A 19655-nucleotide genomic window follows, 5' to 3' on the forward strand; every position below is an offset into this window, starting at 1 on the left:
CACTGACTTTTATTCCCGGGCAAAGCTACGCCCTCACCCTGACAGCGGCCAGACCCACTGGGCTCTAGCAGTTATGCTGCGATTGAATAGCTCAGGCGTGGCGGCTCAGAGCATGTGCCCAGCCCAGATCCCCTGCTCCACCAGCTCCGAGGCAATCTCGACGAAGGTCTGGCCAACATAACGCGTGGCTGGGCTGACGTGCCGGTCTGCCGGTGACACCAGCACCAGCTTGCGCATGGGTGTCGGATCGATCAGCGGCGCGGCGCACAATGTGCCGTCCTTCAACTGCGCGTATATCGATGCCAGCGGCAAGGCCGTGAAACCGAACCCGTTGCGGACCAGGTCGATCATGGCGCCGAAGGAGTCGGCCTCGACGCTGGTGGTGATCTTGAACCCGCGCTCCAGCGCGCACTGATCCATGATCTTGCGCAAGCCGTGGCGCGGGCTTGGCAGTACCATCTGCTCCTCGGCCAATTCGGCGAAATGCAGGGCGGTATCCCTATCAAGGCCTGCTTCGGGTGGGCCGACCAGCACCAGGTTTTCCATCATCACCGGTTCGATGCGCAGCGTATGCAAAGGTTGCGGGTCATAAGAGATGGCGAGTTCCAACTCGCCACGCTGCAGCCAGTCCAGCAGGTAGCCACTGAATGCCGAAGAGAACCTGATGGACAGGTCCGGGTGGGTATCGCGTATACGTTTGACCAAAGGCACCGTGACAATTTCGGCGATGGTCGGCGTGGTGCCGATGGCGACCATGCCACGAAACGCGGCGCGCCCGCCGGCGACGGAGCTGCGGATGGCTTCGAGCTCATCCATGATGCGCGTCGCGCGCTCCAGCACCTCGAGCCCGGCCGGCGTGATTTCCATGCCGCGGCCGTGCCGCTCGAACAGGTAGACACCCAGTTCCTTCTCCAACTGCCGGATCTGCCGACTCAAGGCAGGTTGCGCCACGTGCAGACGATCGGATGCCTTGCTCAAGCTGCCAAGCTCGGCCACGTGGATGAGGGTCTTGAGTTGCACTACGTCCATCGGTCAACCATTGCGAGCAGGAAGGCAGCGCCCTCTGACCGGCGCTTTCGGCACAGTCTAATCAGCGGCCGGGGCAGCAGCTATACAATTTGGATATATCAGATAGTCACCCGCAGCATTCGCAGGTGGAGGTATCGGCGACTGCGCTCATCTGGCATCGCCCATAGTGGCAATGCCGACCATCAGCGTGGATAACACCAGCGACCCTCTGAGCATTTTGATCAGACGCAGGCGCACATCGCCGCTGCGCAGCCATACCCCAAGTGATGCGTCTCGCGGTCGCACACCCCCGCGAACATGTGGCTTTACACCTAAAGCTATGCTTTTGCGGCATATCTCAAAGAAAAAAACGGTAGTCGTCGCCCCGGCCTTCTCTCGCCATGATGTAAAAAAACAAGAGCAGCCCTGCCAGGAGATACCCATGTCATCGCAAGAAGCTGAACAGAACTGGCAAGAGGACGTGTTCCGCGTCCTCAAGGCCCACGACGTCAAGCATGTCGTGTTCGTACCGGACGCTGGCCACTCGGCCGCCATCCGCATGTCCTATGAAGATCCTGATATCAAAGCCGTGGTCCTGACCACCGAGGAAGAAGGCATCGGCTACCTCGCAGGTGCCTGGCTTGGCGGCGAGCGTGGCGCCTTGCTGATGCAGTCCAGTGGCGTCGGAAACTGCATCAATACCCTCGCCCTGCAGAATTGCGCGGGTTTCCCTCTGCTCATGGTGGTGACCATGCGCGGTGACTGGGCTGAGTTCAACGCCTGGCAAAACCCCATGGGCCAAGCCACCGAAGCCTCGCTGAACCTGATGAAAATCATGACCTGGCGCGCCGACAAACCGGAAGACGTTGCCCCGCTGCTGCATGGTGCCGCCACCATGGCCTTCAACGGTGATGCTGCCACCGCCCTGCTGCTCGGTCAGCGCCTGATCGGAGAAAAGAAATGGGTCAAGTAAGCGCCAACCACGTGCTGTGCCGCCGCCAAGTAGTGCGCGCCCTGCTCGCCGACCGCAGCGACCTGCTGGTCGTCACCGGCCTGGGCTCCGCCTCGTACGACGTGATGGCCGCCGGCGACCACGACAACAACTACTACCTGTGGGCCGCCATGGGCAGCGCCATCACCGTTGGCCTGGGCCTGGCCAATGCCCAGCCGGACAAAAGCGTGGTGGTGATCACCGGTGACGGCGAATTGCTGATGGGCTTTGGTGCGCTGGCAACCGTATCCCTGCAGCAGCCGAAGAACCTGACCATCGTGGTGCTCGACAACGGCCACTTCGGTGAGACCGGTATGCAGGTCAGCCACGCCGGCTTCGGCATCAAGCTCGACCAGGTTGCCGCCACTTGCGGGTTTTCCTGGACTGACGAAATCCTCGAGATGAACGGCGTGCATGGGCTTCGCGAGCGCTTCGCCAACCGCGACGGCGTAAAACTCGCCACTGTGAAAATCAAGGCAGAAAACCCGCCGCGGGTACTGCCGCCGCGCGACGGCCATTACATCAAGAACCGCTTCCGCGCCGCCCTGGGCTTCCAGCCCATCTGACCGTGTTTGCGGGTGGGGCTGGTGGCGGAACCACGATGACGCCACCGGCCCTGCCCACCCTGGAGAGTGACCATGACCGAATACAACCACGAAGAACTCAACGCCATCCGCGAAGGCGTGCGTGCCCTGTGCAGCGACTTCCCTGCGGAGTACTGGCGCAAGATCGATGAAGAAAAAGGTTTTCCCGAGGCGTTCGTCAAAGCCATGACCGACGCTGGCTGGCTGTCGGCGATGATCCCCGAGGAATTCGGCGGCTCCGGGCTGGGCCTGGCAGAGGCCTCGGTCATCCTGGAAGAAGTGAACCGTTGCGGCGGCAATTCCGGGACCATCCACGGGCAGATGTACAACATGTTCACCCTGTTGCGTAATGGCAGCGACGCCCAGAAAAGCTATTACCTGCCGAAGCTGGCGAGCGGTGAACTGCGTTTGCAGTCGATGGGTGTTACGGAACCGACCACCGGTACCGACACCACCAAGATCAAGACCACAGCCGTGCGCAAGGGTGACAAGTACGTCATCAACGGCCAGAAAGTCTGGATCTCCCGTATCCAGCACTCCGATCTGATGATTTTGCTGGCCCGCACCACGCCACTGGCCGAGGTAAAGAAGAAGGTCGACGGCATGTCGATCTTCCTGGTCGACCTGCGCGAAGCCATCGGCAACGGCCTGACCGTGCAACCGATCGCCAACCTGGTCAACCACGAAACCAACGAACTGTTCTTCGACAACCTGGAAATCCCGGCCGACAGCCTGATTGGCGAAGAAGGCAAGGGCTTCCGCTACATCCTCGATGGCCTGAATGCCGAACGCACATTGATTGCCGCCGAGTGCATCGGCGATGGCCGCTGGTTCACCGAAAAGTCTGCCCAGTACGCCCGTGACCGCGTGGTGTTCGGCAGGCCGATCGGCCAGAACCAGGGCGTGCAGTTCCCGATCGCCGAAGCTCACATCGAGATCGAAGCGGCCGACCTGATGCGCTGGGAAGCTTGCCGCCAGTACGACAGCGGGCAAAACGCCGGCGCTGCCGCGAACATGGCCAAGTACCTGGCCGCCAAAGCCAGTTGGGAAGCTGCCAACGCCTGCCTGCAGACCCACGGTGGCTTCGGCTTTGCCAACGAATACGACGTGGAGCGCAAGTTCCGCGAAACCCGCCTGTACCAGGTGGCGCCGATCTCCACCAACCTGATCCTGTCGTACGTGGCCGAACACCTTCTGGAACTGCCACGCTCGTTCTGATTCAGCGTCCCCTTGCCCCGCCAAGGGGCTGCCATGACAAGAGAGACGATACACATGAGCCAGTCCAAGGCCCAACGCCCCCTCGAAGGCATCACCGTCATCAGCCTCGAACACGCCATCGCGGCGCCCTTCTGTACGCGTCAGTTGGCCGATCTGGGCGCCCGGGTCATCAAGGTCGAACGCCCCGGCAGTGGCGACTTCGCCCGGGGTTACGACCAACGCGTCAATGGCCTGGCTTCGCACTTCGTATGGACCAACCGCTCGAAGGAAAGCCTCACCCTGGACCTCAAGCAAGCCGTTGCCGGTGACATCCTCGACCAACTGCTGGAGCAGGCCGATGTTCTGGTGCAAAACCTGGCACCTGGCGCCGCCGCCCGTCTGGGTCTGAGTTTCGAGGCGCTGCACGAGCGTTTCCCCAGCCTGATCGTCTGTGACATCTCCGGCTACGGCGTTGGCGGGCCCTACGAGCAGAAGAAAGCCTACGACCTGTTGATCCAGAGCGAAGGCGGTTTCCTTTCGGTAACCGGTGGCGCGGGTGATGACCAGATGGCCAAGGCGGGCAACTCCATCGCCGACATCGCCGCCGGCATGTATGCCTACACCGGCATCCTTTCGGCGGTGCTGCTGCGGGAGAAGACCGGTGTCGGCAGCCAGGTCGAGATTTCCATGCTGGAAAGCCTGGTCGAGTGGATGAACTACCCGATGTACTACGCCTACGAGGGCGCCCCGCCGCCACCGCGCGCCGGGGCCGCGCATGCCACGATCTATCCCTACGGGCCTTTCCCGATTGGCGACGGCAGCACGGTGATGCTCGGCTTGCAGAACGAACGGGAGTGGCAGCTGTTCTGCCAGCAAGTGCTGCTGGACCCTGCGTTGGCCGAGGACGAGCGTTTTGCCGCCAACTACAAGCGCGTGGCCAATCGCGATGCCCTGCGCGCCCTGATCGTCCAAGCCTTTGCCACGCTCGACTTCGACACCGTGATCCAGCGCCTGGAAGGCGCCAGCATCGCCAACGCCAAGGTCAACGACATGCAGGGTGTCTGGCAGCACCCGCAATTGAAGGCGCGTGAGCGCTGGCGGCAGATCGACACGGCCACCGGCAGCGTACCCAGCCTGCTGCCACCCGCCACCAGCAACGCCTATACACCGCGCATGGACCCTGTCCCTGCCCTTGGCGAGCACAACGAGGCCATCCTGGCTGAACTGGGCTTGCCAAGTGAACGCATTCAACAGCTGCGCACTTCAGGGGTCATCTGACCCCTCTTTTTAATTGCCTGCTGTTCCCTGATCCAGAACGAGTCTTACTGCTTATGAAAGTGCTGGTCGCTATCAAACGTGTGGTCGATTACAACGTGAAAGTCCGCGTCAAGGCGGACAACTCCAGTGTCGACCTGGCCAATGTGAAAATGGCCATGAACCCCTTCTGTGAAATCGCCGTGGAAGAAGCCGTGCGCCTGAAGGAAAACGGCGCGGCGACCGAGATCGTCGTGGTTTCCGTCGGCCCGACCTCCGCCCAGGAGCAACTGCGTACCGCCCTGGCCCTGGGGGCCGACCGCGCCATCCTGGTCGAAGCCGCTGACGAGCTGCATTCCCTGGCCGTGGCCAAGGCGCTCAAAGCCGTTGTCGACAAGGAGCAGCCTGATCTGGTGATCCTCGGCAAACAGGCCATCGACAGTGACAACAACCAGACCGGCCAGATGCTTGCTGCGCTGACCGGCTTCGCCCAAGGCACCTTCGCTTCCAAGGTGGAACTGGCGGGCGACAAACTTAACGTTACCCGTGAAATCGACGGCGGCCTGCAGACCGTTGCGCTGAACCTGCCTGCCATCGTCACCACCGACCTGCGCCTGAACGAGCCGCGCTACGCGTCGCTGCCGAACATCATGAAGGCCAAGAAGAAACCGCTGGAGACCGTCACTCCAGATGCACTGGGCGTTTCCCTCGCCTCCACCAACAAGACCCTGAAAGTCGAAGCTCCGGCTGCCCGCAGCGCTGGCATCAAGGTCAAGTCGGTCGCTGAGCTGATCGAGAAACTGAAAAACGAGGCTAAGGTAATCTGATGGCCATTCTGGTAGTTGCAGAACACGACAATCACACACTGGCCCCCGCCACCCTCAACACACTGGCAGCGGCCAACCAGATCGGCGGCGAAATCGCCATGCTGGTGGTCGGCTTCAACGCCGCAGATGTAGCCTCTGCTGCTACGCAGATTGCCGGCGTCAGCAAGGTACTGCTGGCCGATGATGTGGCCTACGCCCATGCGCTGCCCGAAAACGTCGCGCCGCTGATCGTCGAGCTGGCGAAGGGTTACAGCCACGTGCTGGCCCCGGCCACCACCAACGGCAAGAACATCCTGCCACGTGTTGCCGCGCTGCTGGACGTCGACCAGATCTCCGAGATCATCTCGGTCGAATCGGCCGATACCTTCAAGCGCCCAATTTACGCCGGTAACGCCATTGCCACCGTGCAATCGAGCGCTTCGGTCAAGGTCATCACCGTGCGTACCACCGGCTTCGACGCCGTGGCCGCCGAAGGTGGCTCGGCTGCCGTCGAAGCGGTAGCGGCTGCGCACAATGCCGGCATCTCGGCCTTCGTTGGCGAAGACCTGGCCAGATCCGACCGCCCAGAGCTGACCGCTGCCAAGATCGTCGTTTCCGGCGGCCGTGGCATGGGCAACGGTGACAACTTCAAGCACCTGTACAGCCTGGCCGACAAGCTCGGTGCTGCTGTGGGTGCCTCGCGCGCCGCGGTGGACGCTGGCTTCGTGCCGAACGACATGCAGGTCGGCCAGACCGGCAAGATCGTTGCGCCACAGCTGTACATCGCCGTCGGCATCTCCGGTGCCATCCAGCACCTGGCCGGCATGAAGGATTCCAAGGTGATCGTCGCGATCAACAAGGACGAAGAGGCCCCGATCTTCCAGGTGGCCGATTATGGTCTGGTGGCTGATCTGTTCGAAGCCGTGCCTGAACTCAGCGACCAGCTCTGACCACAAGAGGACATCAGCATGACCACACAAGACTTCAGCGCCTGGATCGGCCGCAGTGAAAGCTGCGAGGAACGCCTCACCCACACTCTGGTCGAGCGCATCGCTGCGACCTTGAGCGAACCGTGTCCGGCCCCCGGCGAAGCCTTGCCGCTGCTCTGGCACTGGGCGTTCTTTCAGCCGGCAGTAGACGCAGCAGGCCTGGGTAGCGACGGCCATCCGGCACGTGGCGGCTTCCTGCCCCCGGCTGAAAACCGCAACCGCATGTGGGCCGGCAGCCGCCTGCAGTTCATCAGCCCGCTGCGCGTCGAAGCCGATGTGACGCGTCGCTCGACGGTCATCCAGGCCGAAGAGAAACAGGGCCGTACCGGTGCGCTGCTGTTCGTGACGGTGCAACATGAGTACCTGCAGAACGGCCGCGTGGCACTGATCGAGGAGCACGATATCGTCTACCGCGAGCCCAGCCCGCCCAAGCTCGGCGGCACGGATGCCGCGCCCGAGGCGCAATGGCAGGAGCCGGTAGCACCGGACGCCACCTTGCTGTTCCGCTACTCGGCCGTGACCTTCAATGGCCACCGTATTCATTACGACTTGCCTTACGTCACCGAAACCGAAGGTTACCCTGGGCTGGTGGTGCACGGCCCGTTGATCGCGACCTTGAATCTACGTGCCTTCCAGCGTGCCAACCCGCACGCTCAGGTTCGGCGCTTTGCATTTCGCGGTCTGCGCCCGTTGATCTCGCCGGCACCGTTCGATGTCGGCGGGCGAGTGCTCGAGCCGGGCAAGGCCCAGGTCTGGGCCACGGCAGCGCAAGGCATGGCCCAGACCGGCGAAATCGCATTCACCTTGGAGAACAGCCAATGAGCCCGGTGATTGTCAGAACGGCGCTGTTCGTCCCCGCCACTCGGCCTGAGCGGATCGGCAAAGCGCTGGCCACTGGCGCCGACCGTGTGATCGTCGACCTTGAAGACGCCGTCGAGGAGGCCGCCAAGGAACAGGCGCGAGAAAACCTGCAACAGTTCCTCGGCGATCATCCGCAGGCCAAAGTACTGGTGCGGGTCAATGCCCCTGGGCACTGGGCGTTCGACGCCGACCTCTCGCTCTGCCAGCGCCATGCCGGGGTGATCGGCATCCTCTTGCCGAAGGCCGAAACCGTTCAGCAGATCGAGCGCGCGCATGCTACCGGCAAACCGGTACTGCCGATCATCGAAAGTGCCAAGGGCCTGGTCGCCCTGCCCCAGCTGGCAGCGGCAACCGGCGTCGAGCGCCTGTCGTTCGGTAGTCTGGACCTGGGCCTTGACCTGAACCTGCGCAGCGGCAGCGAAGCGGCCGAGCAGGTACTGTCCCATGCCCGCTACGCGGTGATCATGCACAGCCGGGCCGCAGGCCTGGCGGCACCGCTCGATGGTGTCTACCCGAACATCCAGGACGCAGTCGGGCTCCATGAGCACGTGCAGTTCGCCCGGGACATGGGCTTTGGCGGCGCCCTGTGCATCCACCCCAGCCAGGTCGCGGTCATTCACCGTGCACTGCAACCATCGGCAGCCGAACTGGACTGGTCTCGCCGCGTGGTCGCGGCTGCCGACAGTGGAGCGGGCGTCTTCACTCTCGACGGGCAGATGGTCGACGCACCGGTGATCCTGCGCGCCCGCGCGCTGCTGCAATTCGCCGATCCGCAAGCGTAATCCGCGTTATTGCCCCTGGTGCCGGGCTGCCCACGTTCTGACGGACCGGGCCCCCGACACCAGGGGCCCCTCAACAACCCCGAGATGTCCACGCCATGCCTCAGCACGCACACTCTTGCCGTGACGGCTTGCTTCAGGCGGCAAGCGAACTGATGGCCGAAATTGGCTATGCCGCCATGAGCATGCGCCAACTGGCGGCACGCGCCGGTCTGCAGCCCGGCAGCCTCTACCACCATGTCGCCAGCAAGCAGGACCTGCTCCTGGACGTGCTGCTGTACGCTCTGGCCCGGCGCCTGGAGGCCTGGCGCTGCAGCACCTACCCACGCAACCTGCAGGGCTACCTGCGGTTCATGCTGGACCGTCAGCGCAGCCACCCTGGTGAGCACCTGCTGCTACGTCACGAAGTGCGGCATCTGACCGGAAAGCAACGTGGCTGGGTGCATGCCGCCCAACAACGGTTATGTGATCCGCTTCAACAGTACATCGCCCTCGAACAGCACGGGCCGGAAGACGTTACCGGGGTGTGCGATGCGGTTCTAGCCTTGCTCGACTCGGCCGACAACCTGCGCCACCGGGAAACACCGATGGCAGAAGCAGCGATCGAACGTTGGGTGATGCGCATGAGCCGCTTGCTGGTCGAGCAGTGCCAGGCACCGGTGTTAGTCAAACGTTAACCCCTGCTTTGAAAATGATTGATTCCAAAGACGCCTGCCGCGCCGGATCATGGTTTTCCGACTTACCCGACAGCGATTCGCGACATGAAACTGTTCATTAGCTCCACCTCCCCTTTTGCGCGTATCGTCAGGATCCTGCTGCAGGAAAAAGGTATTGCCCACCAAGAAGTGCTGGTCGACCCTTGGGCTTCGCCCGCAGCATTGATCGACGCTACGCCCACATGCAAGGTTCCAGCCCTGGTCGATGCTGGCGTGGTGATCAGTCATAGCCTGCTGATCGCCCAGTATCTGGAAGCTGCCTACCCGGAACAGGCCTTGGCGTTGCCTTCGGCCTGCGAGCTGGCGCAGAGTGCGCTGGCCTTCGGAGCCCTCGAAGCCTTCGCCTCGATCATCATCGGCCGTCGCACACGCCCGGACTTCGATGACGCCCCCGTCGGCTTGCGCCGACGGCGTGCCATCGAAGACGCGCTGCAACGCTTGAACGCCGGCGCACCGACGCACAACGAAGGCAGCATGCCGAGTCTTGCCAATATCATCACGGTGGTGCTGCTCGATGCCGTGCGTTTTCGTTTCGGCCACGCGCCCTGGTTGCCAGACGTTGCGGCGCTGGATGCGCTGAGCAATCACCTCAATCAACGCGCTTCATTTGCCAGCACCCGTCCGGTACTGGCCTAACCTGGCTGCTTGCGAGAATCACCCGCAGCCGGACGCATCAGGTTGATCAACGCCTTGACGCAGCCCGGTAGCGCATCGAAATCGCGCACCAGAATACTGCGTTCGCGAAGCGCCCAGGGTTCATCCAGCGGGACCACCGACAGCTGCAGGGTTTTCTGGTGCCTGAGCGCTGCCGACTGCGGGATGATGCCGATACCTACTCCCGCCTCCACCATCCTGCAGAGGGCTTCGAAACTGGACACCTGGATGCGCCACGACAGGTTCCGACCCTCCTGTTCGGCGTGTTCACGGACGAACTCATGCAACGTGCTGCCCTCCTGCAGCCCGACCTGGTGATACCCCAGTGTGTCGGCCAGGCGCAGCGGCTGGCCCCGGTCCAGCGGGTGCCCGACCGGCACCACCAGCACCACCCTGTCGGTGCTGAAATGGATCACCTCCAGATCTTTGGCGGTGATGGTGCCGGCAGTGATGCCAAGGTCGGTCGACCCTTCCAGCACGCCGCGCACGATATCCCTCGAAGAGCGCTCCTGTAGGTCTATGGTTACCCCGGGATTGCGTCCCAGATACCCCGCAAGAATCTCCGGCAGGAATTCGGTCACCGCCGTGGTGTTGGCGAAGATGCGGATGTGCCCGGAGCCATCGGCACCGTACTCGTCGAACTCGGTTTTCAGGTAGCCGACCTGGCGCATGATCACCCGGGCGTGCTTGAGCAAGCGCTGTCCGGCCTCTGTCAGTTCGGTGCCGCGGCTGGCCCGATACAACAGATGAGTGCCCAGCTGGGCCTCAAGGGCCTTGATCCGAACGCTGGCAGCAGCAGGTGACAGGAAAGCCCGCTTGGCCCCTTGGGTCAGGCTGGGCGCCTCGGCGATCTGGATGAACAGCGCCAGATCCTTGAAATCGAAATGCATGGGGGACTTACCCGAATCAATGATGCTGACAGATTAACGCAGTTGCGGCTTCAGCGTTTAGATTTGACTAACGCCTCCTTTAAGAAATGCCAATTTTCCTTAACGCCCGCAGGAACTAGGCTTTGATCCAGAACATGATTCCCCTGTTATAGCTACGAGGTTCGAGCAATGTCACAGCATTCGGTGTATTCCCCCTATGACCAGAGCCTGGTTGGCCAAGTAGCCATTTCCACTGCCGAGGATGTCGACGCAGCCCTGGCCAGAGCCTACGCGCTGTTCCGTGATCGCAAAGGTTGGCTGTCGAAAGTCACCCGAATGCAGATTCTCGAGCGCGCGGCCGAATTGATCGGCGCCCGTCGCCAGGCGATCGCCTTGCAGGCCGCACGTGAAGGCGGCAAGCCCTTGAAAGACTCGCTGACCGAAGTTGACCGGGGCATCGAAGGTATCCGTAACTGCATCGAGGTGTTGCGCGCCGACGCGGGCCATGTCATTCCCATGGGCCTCAATACAATCTCCACCGGCAAGGTTGCGTTCACCCAGCTTGAACCGATTGGCGTGGTGACCGCGATCTCGGCGTTCAACCATCCGTTCAACCTGATCATCCACCAGGTGATTCCCGCGATTGCAGTAGGCGCCCCGGTGGTGGTCAAGCCGGCGGCCAATACGCCGCTCAGCTGCAAGGTGATCATCGACATCCTGCTCGAAAGCGGCCTGCCGGAAGGCTGGGCGCAGATGGTGATGCCGCTGGACACCGAGGTGGCTGGCAAGCTGGTTGCCGATCCGCGCGTCGGTTTCTTCTCGTTCATCGGTTCCGCGCCGGTTGGCTGGATGCTCCGATCGAAACTGGCCCCGGGTACACGTTGCGCGCTTGAACACGGCGGTGTGGCACCGGTGGTCGTCGCTGCAGACGCGGACCTTGATGATGCTCTGCCGCGCCTGGCGCGCGGTGGTTTCTGGCATGCTGGGCAAGCCTGCGTCAGCGTGCAACGGGTATTCTGCCATCGCAGCATTGCCCGCGAGGTCGCCCAGCGCCTGGGCGAGCTTGGCGCCGCGCTGAAGGTGGGCGACCCAAGCAGCGAGCAGACCGACGTAGGCCCGTTGATCCACGAGCGTGAAGTCAAGCGCGTCGGCCAGTGGGTCGATGAGGCAGTCGGGTCGGGCGCCGAGCTGATTCGCGGCGGCGTCGCCTTGGGCAACAATTGCTACGCGCCCACCGTGCTGCTTGATCCGCCAGCGGATAGTCAGGTGATGCAGAAAGAAGTGTTCGGCCCGGTCATCGTGGTGTACAGCTACGACGAGCTGGGTGAGGCGATCGAGCTTGCCAATGTCCTGCCCTACGCGTTCCAGGCTGCTGTCTTCACCCGTGCCCTGGACACCGCCATGCAGTGCTATCAGCAGTTCGACGCCTCGGCGGTGATGGTCAATGAAAACACGCTGTTCCGTGTCGACTGGATGCCGTTTGCCGGCGTTCGCCAGTCGGGCCATGGTGTCGGTGGCATTCCTCACACCATGAAGGAAATGCAGACCGAGAAAATGATGGTATGGCGTTCCAAGGTGCTGGAGTAACCGTGGATGAACAGGCTGTCTTTGCTCCGGGCCGGCCTGGCCACCTTCCTGGAGGCACTGCGCAACGAGTTCGTGGCACCGACCCGGCTCAAGGCCAGGCTGACCGATGAGGTCGAGACCTTGCTCTCGGTACTGCTGGCCATCGCCATGGCCCATTACCTCAAGGTGGAGAACGTCGGCTGGGCGGCGTTCAGCGGTTACATGGTCATGCGCGCGAGCCTGCATGAATGTGTCTACCGCGGCGGTCTGCGCATAATCGGCACCGCCGCTGGTGCCGCGTCCGCCGCTTGGCTGACGTCTCAGCTTGCAATCGCCCCACACCTGCTAGGCCTGGTCGTTGGGTTGGTGGGCGGCGCCACCTTGCTACTCGCCATCCGCCAGACACACGGGTACGCCTGGCTGTTCACGGGGCTCACCTTCGCCATGGTCGCCATCGCGGCCATGCAGGCCACAAGCCCGGAGCAGATCTTTCATTTCGCCAGTACCCGGGTGAAAGAAGTGGCCTGCGGTACTGTGGCCTGCTGGTTCATCCGCATTTTCTCCAGCACCGTGCAGCATCAAGGGCTCCAGCGCCATCTTTCGCCCTACGCGGCCGAGGCGAATTCCCATGATTGCGTGGATCGCGCGCAGCTCACCCATGCCGTGCAGGCCGCTGTAGCCCTGGCCCTGGTACCGCTGTTTTCAAGCTGGGTCGCCGAGGACGGCCTCAGCCAGGCCGCGATTACCATCATGGCAGTGATGATGGTACCTGCTGCGGCATTGGCCGAGGGTAGCCGAAGCGTGCACCGTCGTAATCTGCACCGCCTGCTGGGATGTGGGGTTGGGGCGTTGCTCGCAGGTCTCGCACTTTGGCTGCTGGGCTCAAGCTGGGCCGCCATGACCCTGGTGATGTGCGTGGGTGTCTGGATCGGCCGCCATCTCGAGAACAGCGGCCAACCGTTCGCCTACATGGGAACGCAATTCGCCTTGGTGTACCTGGTGGTCATGGTTCCCGACTCATACCTGTACGCAAGTCCTGCTCCGGGCCTGATCCGCCTGGAAGGCGTCATGCTGGGATTTTTGCTGATCGCCCTGGTCCGGTTACCGAACTGGCTGAAACGGCACACTAAACGTGAGCCATGAGCTGCCAGACCAGCTCATGGCTCGGGCCCTGGCCCCAACCCTGGCAATCATGCCAATGAATGATCACTCGCTTTCAATCTTTGCAAATAGCGTGGAAACACCTGCGGATTGACCATGCGCGGCCCAGGCTCTCCAGCCAGCACCTGAAGGATCTGATCAGCGGCCCAGCGCCCCATGCGCCACCGTGCCTCGCGAGTAACCCCAGCGGTATGATAAAGCCCGACAACTCCCGGCAATCCCAGCAGTGGATGCTCCAGAGCGGGGGGCTCTTCATCCCAGACATCAAGCCCGGCGGCCCCCAGATGCTCCGTCGCCAGGGCCGCATGTAACGCGGCCTCGTCGTGTAAACCGCCACGTGCCGTGTTGATGAATATGGCGCCCTTGCGCATGCGAGCAAATCTCGACTCATCCATCAGTTTCAGCGTTGCCGTATCGCGGGGACAGTGCAAGGAGACTACATGGCTTTCTTGTAACAACGCGTCCAGATTGCTGGGGGTTGCACCGCGCAACTGGATTTGCGCGTTATCCAGAAATGGGTCATAGGCGACGACAGACATACCAAGCGCTTGGGCAACACGGGCAACCCGACTACCGATTTCCCCCAAACCGACTATGCCAAGCGTCTTGCCATACAGTTCGCTGCCCATCAGGTCCTCACGGGAAAACCCGCGGTCCGACCGCAGTCGCCGATCCGACTCGCTGATCCGTCGCGCACAGTCGATCATCAGCCCGATGGTGGCCTCGGCCACAGATTGTGCATTGGCACCAGACTGGTTGACGACCAGTACCCCCGCTTGAGTGCAGGCGTCGATATCGACCGTGTCGTATCCGGCACCATTGGTGGAAACGCAAAGCAGGTTGGGTAGCTGTTTCAGCAACTGGGCCGTGATCCGCCACTGAGCTGGCAGCTCATCCCGAGCCGAAGGGATCTGATAGACATGACTTGCCCGCAAAACATCCAGCACCCCATCAGTAGTCTCACTACGGGCGACCGTTACCAACTCGACACCGCCCGCACTGGCAAAAGTCTGTGCCATTACTGGGTGGTACCAGACATCAAAACGCATGACTTTCTTGGCATTCGAGTTCATCGAAACCTCTACTTCACTGGCTGATCTGGGTAGATAGAGACTTGCGTCGCGAGAACTTGCCAAGGCCGATGTTCTCCTCCACCTTTCCGTCACCGTCCAGGTATCCGTGCTTACCCAGATCAGGCATGAGTAACGAGGAGATCAGGGTGATTGCACCAATCGCCGCGACGTAGACATAGAAGTACTGTTCGATACCCATTGCACGGAACGTCAAGGCCACGTATTCAGCCGAGCCACCGAACATCGCCGCGCCCACTGCATAGGGCAGACCTACGCCCAGCGCACGAACGGTTGGCGGATAAAAGTCGGCCTTGAGCACGCCTGTCACCGGTGTGTAAAACGCAGCGATGAGCAAGCCAGCAAGCACCAGAACGAAGGCGCCAAACGGATCGTTCACTGTCTTGATGGTTGACAGCAACGGGATTACAAGGAAAGTCGACAGCGCACCGAAAATGATCATGTTGCGGCGCACACCGATCTTGTCCGCGAGTATCCCGAACAACGGTTGGCATAGCATGAAGACAACCAGAGCAGCGGCCATGATGATGCTCACAGTCGGGGCCGCAATGCCGACACTGACCACCAGGAACTTCTGCATGTAGGCGGTGAAGGTATAGAAATACAGTGAGCAGCCGATCGTGATGGTGAAGGTCAACAACACGGCGCGCTTATGTTGCATCAGCGCCTTGAGCGAACCGGACTCCTTGCGTTTCATGTCCTGCTCGGTCGCCGTCTCGCGCATGGTCCGGCGCAGATACACGACGACAATGGACGCCAGTGCGCCGATGAGAAACGGCACGCGCCAACCCCAGGCCTTGAGGTCCTGCTCGGACAGCAGCAGTTGCAGCAGTGCCACGGTCAATAGCGCCAGCAACTGCCCGGCAATGATCGTCATGTACTGGAAAGACCCGTAAAACGATCGGCGCCCCGCCCTGGACACCTCGCTGATGTAGGTCGCGCCCGTGCCGTACTCGGCACCCACCGAGAGCCCCTGCATCAGCCGCGCCAGCACCAGCAGCACCGGCGCAGCCACGCCGATTGACGCGTAGGTGGGCATGATGGCGATCATCAATGAGCCACCGCACATCATGAACACCGAGATGATCATCGAAATCTTGCGACCTCGGGTGTCAGCGATGTAGCCGAAGATCCAGCCACCCAGTGGCCGCATGAAGAAACCCACGGCGAAGATCCCGGCCGTGGCTAGCAGCTGGCTAGTCTGGTCCCCGGCGGGGAAGAACAGGGAAGCGAAGTAGATCGAGGTGTAGGCGTAGATGAAGAAGTCATACCACTCCACCAGGTTGCCGGAACAGACGCCAACGATAGCGGTGGTGCGTTCTTTGCGCGTCAACGGGCGCGCCGTGCTTTGCTCTGCGATCATGGAAGTACCCTTGTTGTTCTTGTTTTACCGACTCGGGTACAGCTTTGCACAGCGCCGTTTGGGGAGAAGACCTGACGGCGGCCTATCAGATATGCCTGCGGGGCATGGCCCGCTGTCTCACAGATAGGAAAGTCGCTTCCGCTCCAAGTGAGCGATCACCTGGTCGGCCACGCTATTCAGGCAGCCCTTGAAGAAGTGGTTGACGCCTGCATAGACAGAGACATTTCGATGCTCGGGCGCCGCCCATTGCAGCAGATTTGCCAGGGGCGCCATTTCATCGAGTTCGCCATGGGCCAGCAGGCAATCGGTCGGCACAGGCAACGCCGGATAATGCCGGCCACCTGGCACATCGCCGACCGGCAGGCCAAGCAAGGCAACGGCTTGCAATTGCCCGGAGAGCGCGCAGGCAACCCGGGCGAATACGTACGCGCCAAAGGAGAAACCGACGATGGAAATGGGCAACTGCGAATCCTGCTTGGCGAGATACTCAATGACGGCAAGGCTGTCTTCAGTCTCACCGAGGCCGGCGTCGTGCTCGCCCTCGGTCAACCCGACGCCACGAAAGCTCGGCCGAACCACTCGCCAACCTTCAGCGCAGAGTTGCCGGGCCAGGGTCAACGGCACCACATGACGCGGGCTTCCACCCAACAACGGTTGTGGGTGACTGACCAGCACGATGCCTTTGGGCTGGCCTTCAGGATGATCCACCAACAACTGGATGCGCCCGACCGGCCCATCGATCAGTACTTCTTCGCGATCTGTGCTCGACATGTCATTGCATCCTGAAAACAAAAAACTGCGGCCATCACACCCTCTGTTGCGCATCCGCGTTACGTGGCAGCGTGCGAAGTACGAGCACCACCAGCACGACGTTGGCCAGCGCCAGTGCGCAAAGCACGGCGAGCACTCCCATGGCACCAAAGTGCTGGAGCAGATACCCACCGATCAATGGCGTCAACGCCTGACCGATCAGCGAGGGGCGGGACATCTTGCCCATTAGCGCAACATACTGCGCCGGCGGCATCAATGCGAGCGGCAACAAGCCCCTGACGATCGCCCGCAGACCGTTGCCACTGCCATACAGCAGCAGCCCCGGCGCGGTCGCTCCGGGCGCCAGCGCCACCAATGTTACGCCCACGGCGACCAGCACCGAAGACACCAGCGCGGTCCAGATCGGGTGGCGTTTGCTGGCGAGGATCTGCAATACCCGCGAGGCGACCTGGCTCGGCCCCAGCAAGGCACTGAGCCCGATTGCAGTAGCCAGCGAGTAGCCCTGCCCTTGCAGCACTGCCACAAGCTGCACGGAGATGGCGGTCATGATGATCGCGCCGAGAGCGAAGATGCCGGTCAGAAGTAAGTACAAGCGCCGATCCACGATTGTTGTGGTCGAGGTGGGTGCGCTTCTTGAGGCTTGTTTGAGATGCCCGGCTGGCAGCACCCACAGGTACAACGGCGCCACCGCAACAATCAACAAGATGCCGTAGCCCATGCACGCAGCACGCCAGCCGAACTGTTCGATAGCCAGGGCCAGCAGCGGCCAGGTCAGTGTGGTGGCGAAGCCTGAGATCAACGTGATGCCGGTGATCGCCCGGCCTGCCCGCTCGGCATAGAGCGCCCCAAGGGTGGCGAACAAGGCTTCATACAGCCCCATCGCCATGCCAGTGCCAATGATCATCCAGGCAAGCATGAACACTTGCAGGCTCTGACAGTTCGCTACGATCAGCAGGCCCATACCCACAACGACGCCACTGCCAGCCAGTTGCACACGGCCGCCATGTCGAGTCACCAACCGGCTGGAAAGCGGCGCCAGCAGCGCCGAAACCATTAACCCCAGTGACAGCGCGCCATAGACCCAATGGCTGTCCCAGCCGGTTTCCCTGGTGATCGGCTCGGCCATCACCGCAAGCAGAAAAAACGAACCGCCCCAGACCAGGATCTGCAGCATACCCAGGCAAAAGATGCCCAGAACCCCGGGAAGACGCACCGCACTGTTCACATGACAACCTACAGATGGAAAAACGTCCGTCATCTTAGAAGCGGCTGCAGCGGCCTGCTATTCAATCGCGGCATATCAGCTATGACGCACGCGCGCTCACTGACGGGATCCGGAATCTGCTCTGAAGAGGCAGATTGACGCACCCCTGATCGATTCATACAATCTGTATACACACTGTATTCTAAAAGTAGGCATCAGCGTGTTCCACCGATTCGCCAACCGCGGTCTTAGCGCTTGGCGAATCCCGGCTCTGCAAAGTAGCAATGAGCCGCAAACACTTTTGACTGAGATGGATGTAAATGGCAGTTACCCGCAGGAAAGTACTTATTGGGGCCGGTGTCGGCGCAGGTGTAGTAGCAGCTGGTGGCGCCGCCACGCTGCTCAATGACGGCATTCCGGCCGACCCGGCTTCACTGGTGCGTGTCGATGCGCTGCCGCGTGACGATTCGTCCCCGGGCTGGTTCCACACCAGCCGCGTACGTCAGCCCAAAGCGCCGTTGATCGGTGATGACAAGGCGCCGTGGGTCGTGATTGGTGGTGGCTTCACCGGCCTTGCGGCAGCACGTCAGCTCGCTCTGAACTTCCCCCAGGACAAAGTGATCCTGGTTGAAGCACAGCAGGTCGGCTTCGGCACTTCTGGCCGTAACGCCGGTTTCCTGATTGATGTGCCTCATGACATCGGCGCACCGGACTACATCGGCGACAAGGCCAACGCCAGGAACATCCTGCACCTCAACCAGCGTGGCCAGGGCATCCTGCGCGACCTGGTGGAGCAGCACAACATCGTGGATGCCCACCTTCGCCATTCCGGCAAATACCAGGCAGCCATCGAGGACAAAGGCATCGCCGTGCTCAATGCCTACCGTGGCGGCCTCGAAGCCCTGGGTGAAAAAGTCGAGCTGATCGAAGGCAACGAACTGAAGGACCACATCGGCACCTCGTTCTACCGCAAGGCGCTTTACACCCCGGGCACCATGCTGGTCCAGCCCTCGGCACTGGTCAAAGGCCTGGCCGACAGCCTGCCGGAGAACGTCACGCTGTATGAAGACACGGTGATTACTGCCGTCGATTATGGCCAGAAGATCGTCCTGCATCACCCGACCGGACGCATCACCGCCGATAAACTGATCCTGGGCAACAACCACTTCGGTCAGCACTTCGGCTTCCTGGAAAACCGCATGCTGCCGATCTTCACCTACGGTAGCCTGACCCGTCCGCTCACCCCGGCCGAACAGGCCAGCATCGGTGGCAAGGAATTCTGGGGCGTGATCCCGGCCGACCCGTTCGGCAGCACCCTGCGCCGTACCCACGACAACCGCATCCTGGTGCGCAACAGCTTTAGTTTCAACCCGGATGGCCGCTCCAAGGATGGCTACACCGACAAGGTCCGAGTCGCTCACCGCCAATCGTTCGAGCGCCGCTTCCCGACCCTCACCGATGTGCCGTTCGAACACACCTGGGGTGGTGGCCTGGGCATGACCCGCAACGGCGCCGGCTTCTTCGGCGAGCTGCGCGAGAATGTGTATGGCGCGCTGGCCTGCAACGGCCTGGGCACCGTGCGTGGCACTGCCACCGGTACACTACTTGCCAACATGCTGGCCGGCAAGATGGAGCCGCTGACCGAATTCCTGCTGAGTGCACCGAAGCCTAACTGGAACCCGCCACAGCCTGTGCTCTCGATGGGTGTCAACTTCACCCTGCGCACCGGGCAGGCGAAGGCCGGGCTCGAAGCCTAACGACCTCGAGGCTGGTGCGCATGCACCAGCCTAC

Annotated in this window: 19 protein-coding genes; 13 read left to right on the forward strand and 6 right to left on the reverse strand. The window is 61.8% G+C overall.

Features of this window, described 5'->3' with window-relative positions; all coding sequences use genetic code 11:
• Positions 1-105: 105 nt before the first annotated feature.
• Positions 106-1029 (reverse strand): LysR family transcriptional regulator, encoded by a 924-nt coding sequence (locus tag ACTJK7_RS00865; RefSeq protein WP_440779636.1) that lies wholly within the window; start codon positions 1027-1029, stop codon positions 106-108.
• 421 nt (positions 1030-1450) lie between these two features.
• On the opposite strand from ACTJK7_RS00865, the gene ACTJK7_RS00870 reads away from it, so the two are divergent.
• From ACTJK7_RS00870 to ACTJK7_RS00915, 10 genes are all read left to right on the forward strand, one after another.
• A complete protein-coding gene (locus ACTJK7_RS00870; RefSeq protein ID WP_189121110.1) occupies positions 1451-1981 on the forward strand; it encodes a thiamine pyrophosphate-binding protein in 531 nt (176 codons plus the stop codon).
• Entirely contained in the window at positions 1969-2565 is a 597-nt protein-coding gene (locus tag ACTJK7_RS00875; protein WP_189121111.1) for a thiamine pyrophosphate-dependent enzyme, read from the forward strand. Before ACTJK7_RS00870 ends, ACTJK7_RS00875 begins: the two co-directional genes overlap by 13 nt.
• A gap of 72 nt (positions 2566-2637) precedes the next feature.
• Complete coding sequence (locus ACTJK7_RS00880; RefSeq protein WP_189121112.1) at positions 2638-3801, forward strand: acyl-CoA dehydrogenase family protein; 1164 nt, start codon at positions 2638-2640, stop codon at positions 3799-3801.
• A gap of 54 nt (positions 3802-3855) precedes the next feature.
• Positions 3856-5058, forward strand: coding sequence for a CaiB/BaiF CoA transferase family protein (locus tag ACTJK7_RS00885; RefSeq protein WP_440779633.1), 1203 nt, complete (start codon positions 3856-3858; stop codon positions 5056-5058).
• Positions 5059-5111: 53 nt separating this feature from the next.
• Positions 5112-5861 (forward strand): electron transfer flavoprotein subunit beta/FixA family protein, encoded by a 750-nt coding sequence (locus tag ACTJK7_RS00890; RefSeq protein ID WP_189121114.1) that lies wholly within the window; start codon positions 5112-5114, stop codon positions 5859-5861.
• Positions 5861-6790, forward strand: coding sequence for an electron transfer flavoprotein subunit alpha/FixB family protein (locus ACTJK7_RS00895; RefSeq protein ID WP_440779632.1), 930 nt, complete (start codon positions 5861-5863; stop codon positions 6788-6790). The genes ACTJK7_RS00890 and ACTJK7_RS00895 overlap by 1 nt, the downstream gene beginning before the upstream one ends.
• Positions 6791-6808: 18 nt before the next feature.
• The gene (locus ACTJK7_RS00900; protein WP_440779631.1) at positions 6809-7651 is read left to right on the forward strand and encodes an FAS1-like dehydratase domain-containing protein; all 843 of its coding nucleotides are present in this window, start codon (positions 6809-6811) and stop codon (positions 7649-7651) included.
• Positions 7648-8472: an HpcH/HpaI aldolase/citrate lyase family protein gene (locus ACTJK7_RS00905; protein ID WP_440779630.1), complete on the forward strand. Its 825-nt coding sequence runs from the start codon at positions 7648-7650 to the stop codon at positions 8470-8472. The genes ACTJK7_RS00900 and ACTJK7_RS00905 overlap by 4 nt, the downstream gene beginning before the upstream one ends.
• Positions 8473-8567: 95 nt before the next feature.
• A complete protein-coding gene (locus ACTJK7_RS00910; protein ID WP_189121115.1) occupies positions 8568-9146 on the forward strand; it encodes a TetR/AcrR family transcriptional regulator in 579 nt (192 codons plus the stop codon).
• An 84-nt stretch (positions 9147-9230) separates the two neighbouring features.
• Positions 9231-9821, forward strand: coding sequence for a glutathione S-transferase family protein (locus tag ACTJK7_RS00915; protein ID WP_440779627.1), 591 nt, complete (start codon positions 9231-9233; stop codon positions 9819-9821).
• On the opposite strand, the gene ACTJK7_RS00920 is transcribed toward ACTJK7_RS00915, so the two are convergent.
• Complete coding sequence (locus tag ACTJK7_RS00920; RefSeq protein ID WP_189121117.1) at positions 9818-10729, reverse strand: LysR family transcriptional regulator; 912 nt, start codon at positions 10727-10729, stop codon at positions 9818-9820. The genes ACTJK7_RS00915 and ACTJK7_RS00920 overlap by 4 nt on opposite strands.
• 168 nt (positions 10730-10897) lie before the next feature.
• On the opposite strand from ACTJK7_RS00920, the gene ACTJK7_RS00925 reads away from it, so the two are divergent.
• Positions 10898-12295 (forward strand): aldehyde dehydrogenase family protein, encoded by a 1398-nt coding sequence (locus ACTJK7_RS00925; RefSeq protein ID WP_440779625.1) that lies wholly within the window; start codon positions 10898-10900, stop codon positions 12293-12295.
• 6 nt (positions 12296-12301) lie between these two features.
• Positions 12302-13417 carry an FUSC family protein gene (locus ACTJK7_RS00930; protein ID WP_189121119.1) on the forward strand — a complete coding sequence of 372 codons (1116 nt, stop codon included), beginning with the start codon at positions 12302-12304 and terminating at the stop codon, positions 13415-13417.
• A 47-nt stretch (positions 13418-13464) separates the two neighbouring features.
• On the opposite strand, the gene ACTJK7_RS00935 is transcribed toward ACTJK7_RS00930, so the two are convergent.
• From ACTJK7_RS00935 to ACTJK7_RS00950, 4 genes are all read right to left on the reverse strand, one after another.
• A complete protein-coding gene (locus tag ACTJK7_RS00935; RefSeq protein WP_440779624.1) occupies positions 13465-14508 on the reverse strand; it encodes a hydroxyacid dehydrogenase in 1044 nt (347 codons plus the stop codon).
• Between the two features lie 13 nt (positions 14509-14521).
• Complete coding sequence (locus ACTJK7_RS00940) at positions 14522-15889, reverse strand: MFS family transporter (protein ID WP_189121121.1); 1368 nt, start codon at positions 15887-15889, stop codon at positions 14522-14524.
• A gap of 117 nt (positions 15890-16006) precedes the next feature.
• Complete coding sequence (locus tag ACTJK7_RS00945) at positions 16007-16660, reverse strand: alpha/beta hydrolase (RefSeq protein ID WP_440779623.1); 654 nt, start codon at positions 16658-16660, stop codon at positions 16007-16009.
• A 34-nt stretch (positions 16661-16694) separates the two neighbouring features.
• Positions 16695-17834, reverse strand: a complete 1140-nt coding sequence (locus ACTJK7_RS00950) for an MFS transporter (protein ID WP_440779622.1) — start codon at positions 17832-17834, stop codon at positions 16695-16697.
• A 464-nt stretch (positions 17835-18298) separates the two neighbouring features.
• On the opposite strand from ACTJK7_RS00950, the gene ACTJK7_RS00955 reads away from it, so the two are divergent.
• On the forward strand, positions 18299-19621 hold the full coding sequence (locus ACTJK7_RS00955; protein ID WP_440779773.1) for an NAD(P)/FAD-dependent oxidoreductase: 1323 nt from the start codon (positions 18299-18301) through the stop codon (positions 19619-19621).
• Positions 19622-19655: the final 34 nt, after the last annotated feature.

It is taken from the genome of Pseudomonas sp. 22085 (genome assembly GCF_052045815.1).
Taxonomy (GTDB): Bacteria; Pseudomonadota; Gammaproteobacteria; order Pseudomonadales; family Pseudomonadaceae; genus Aquipseudomonas; species Aquipseudomonas glycinae.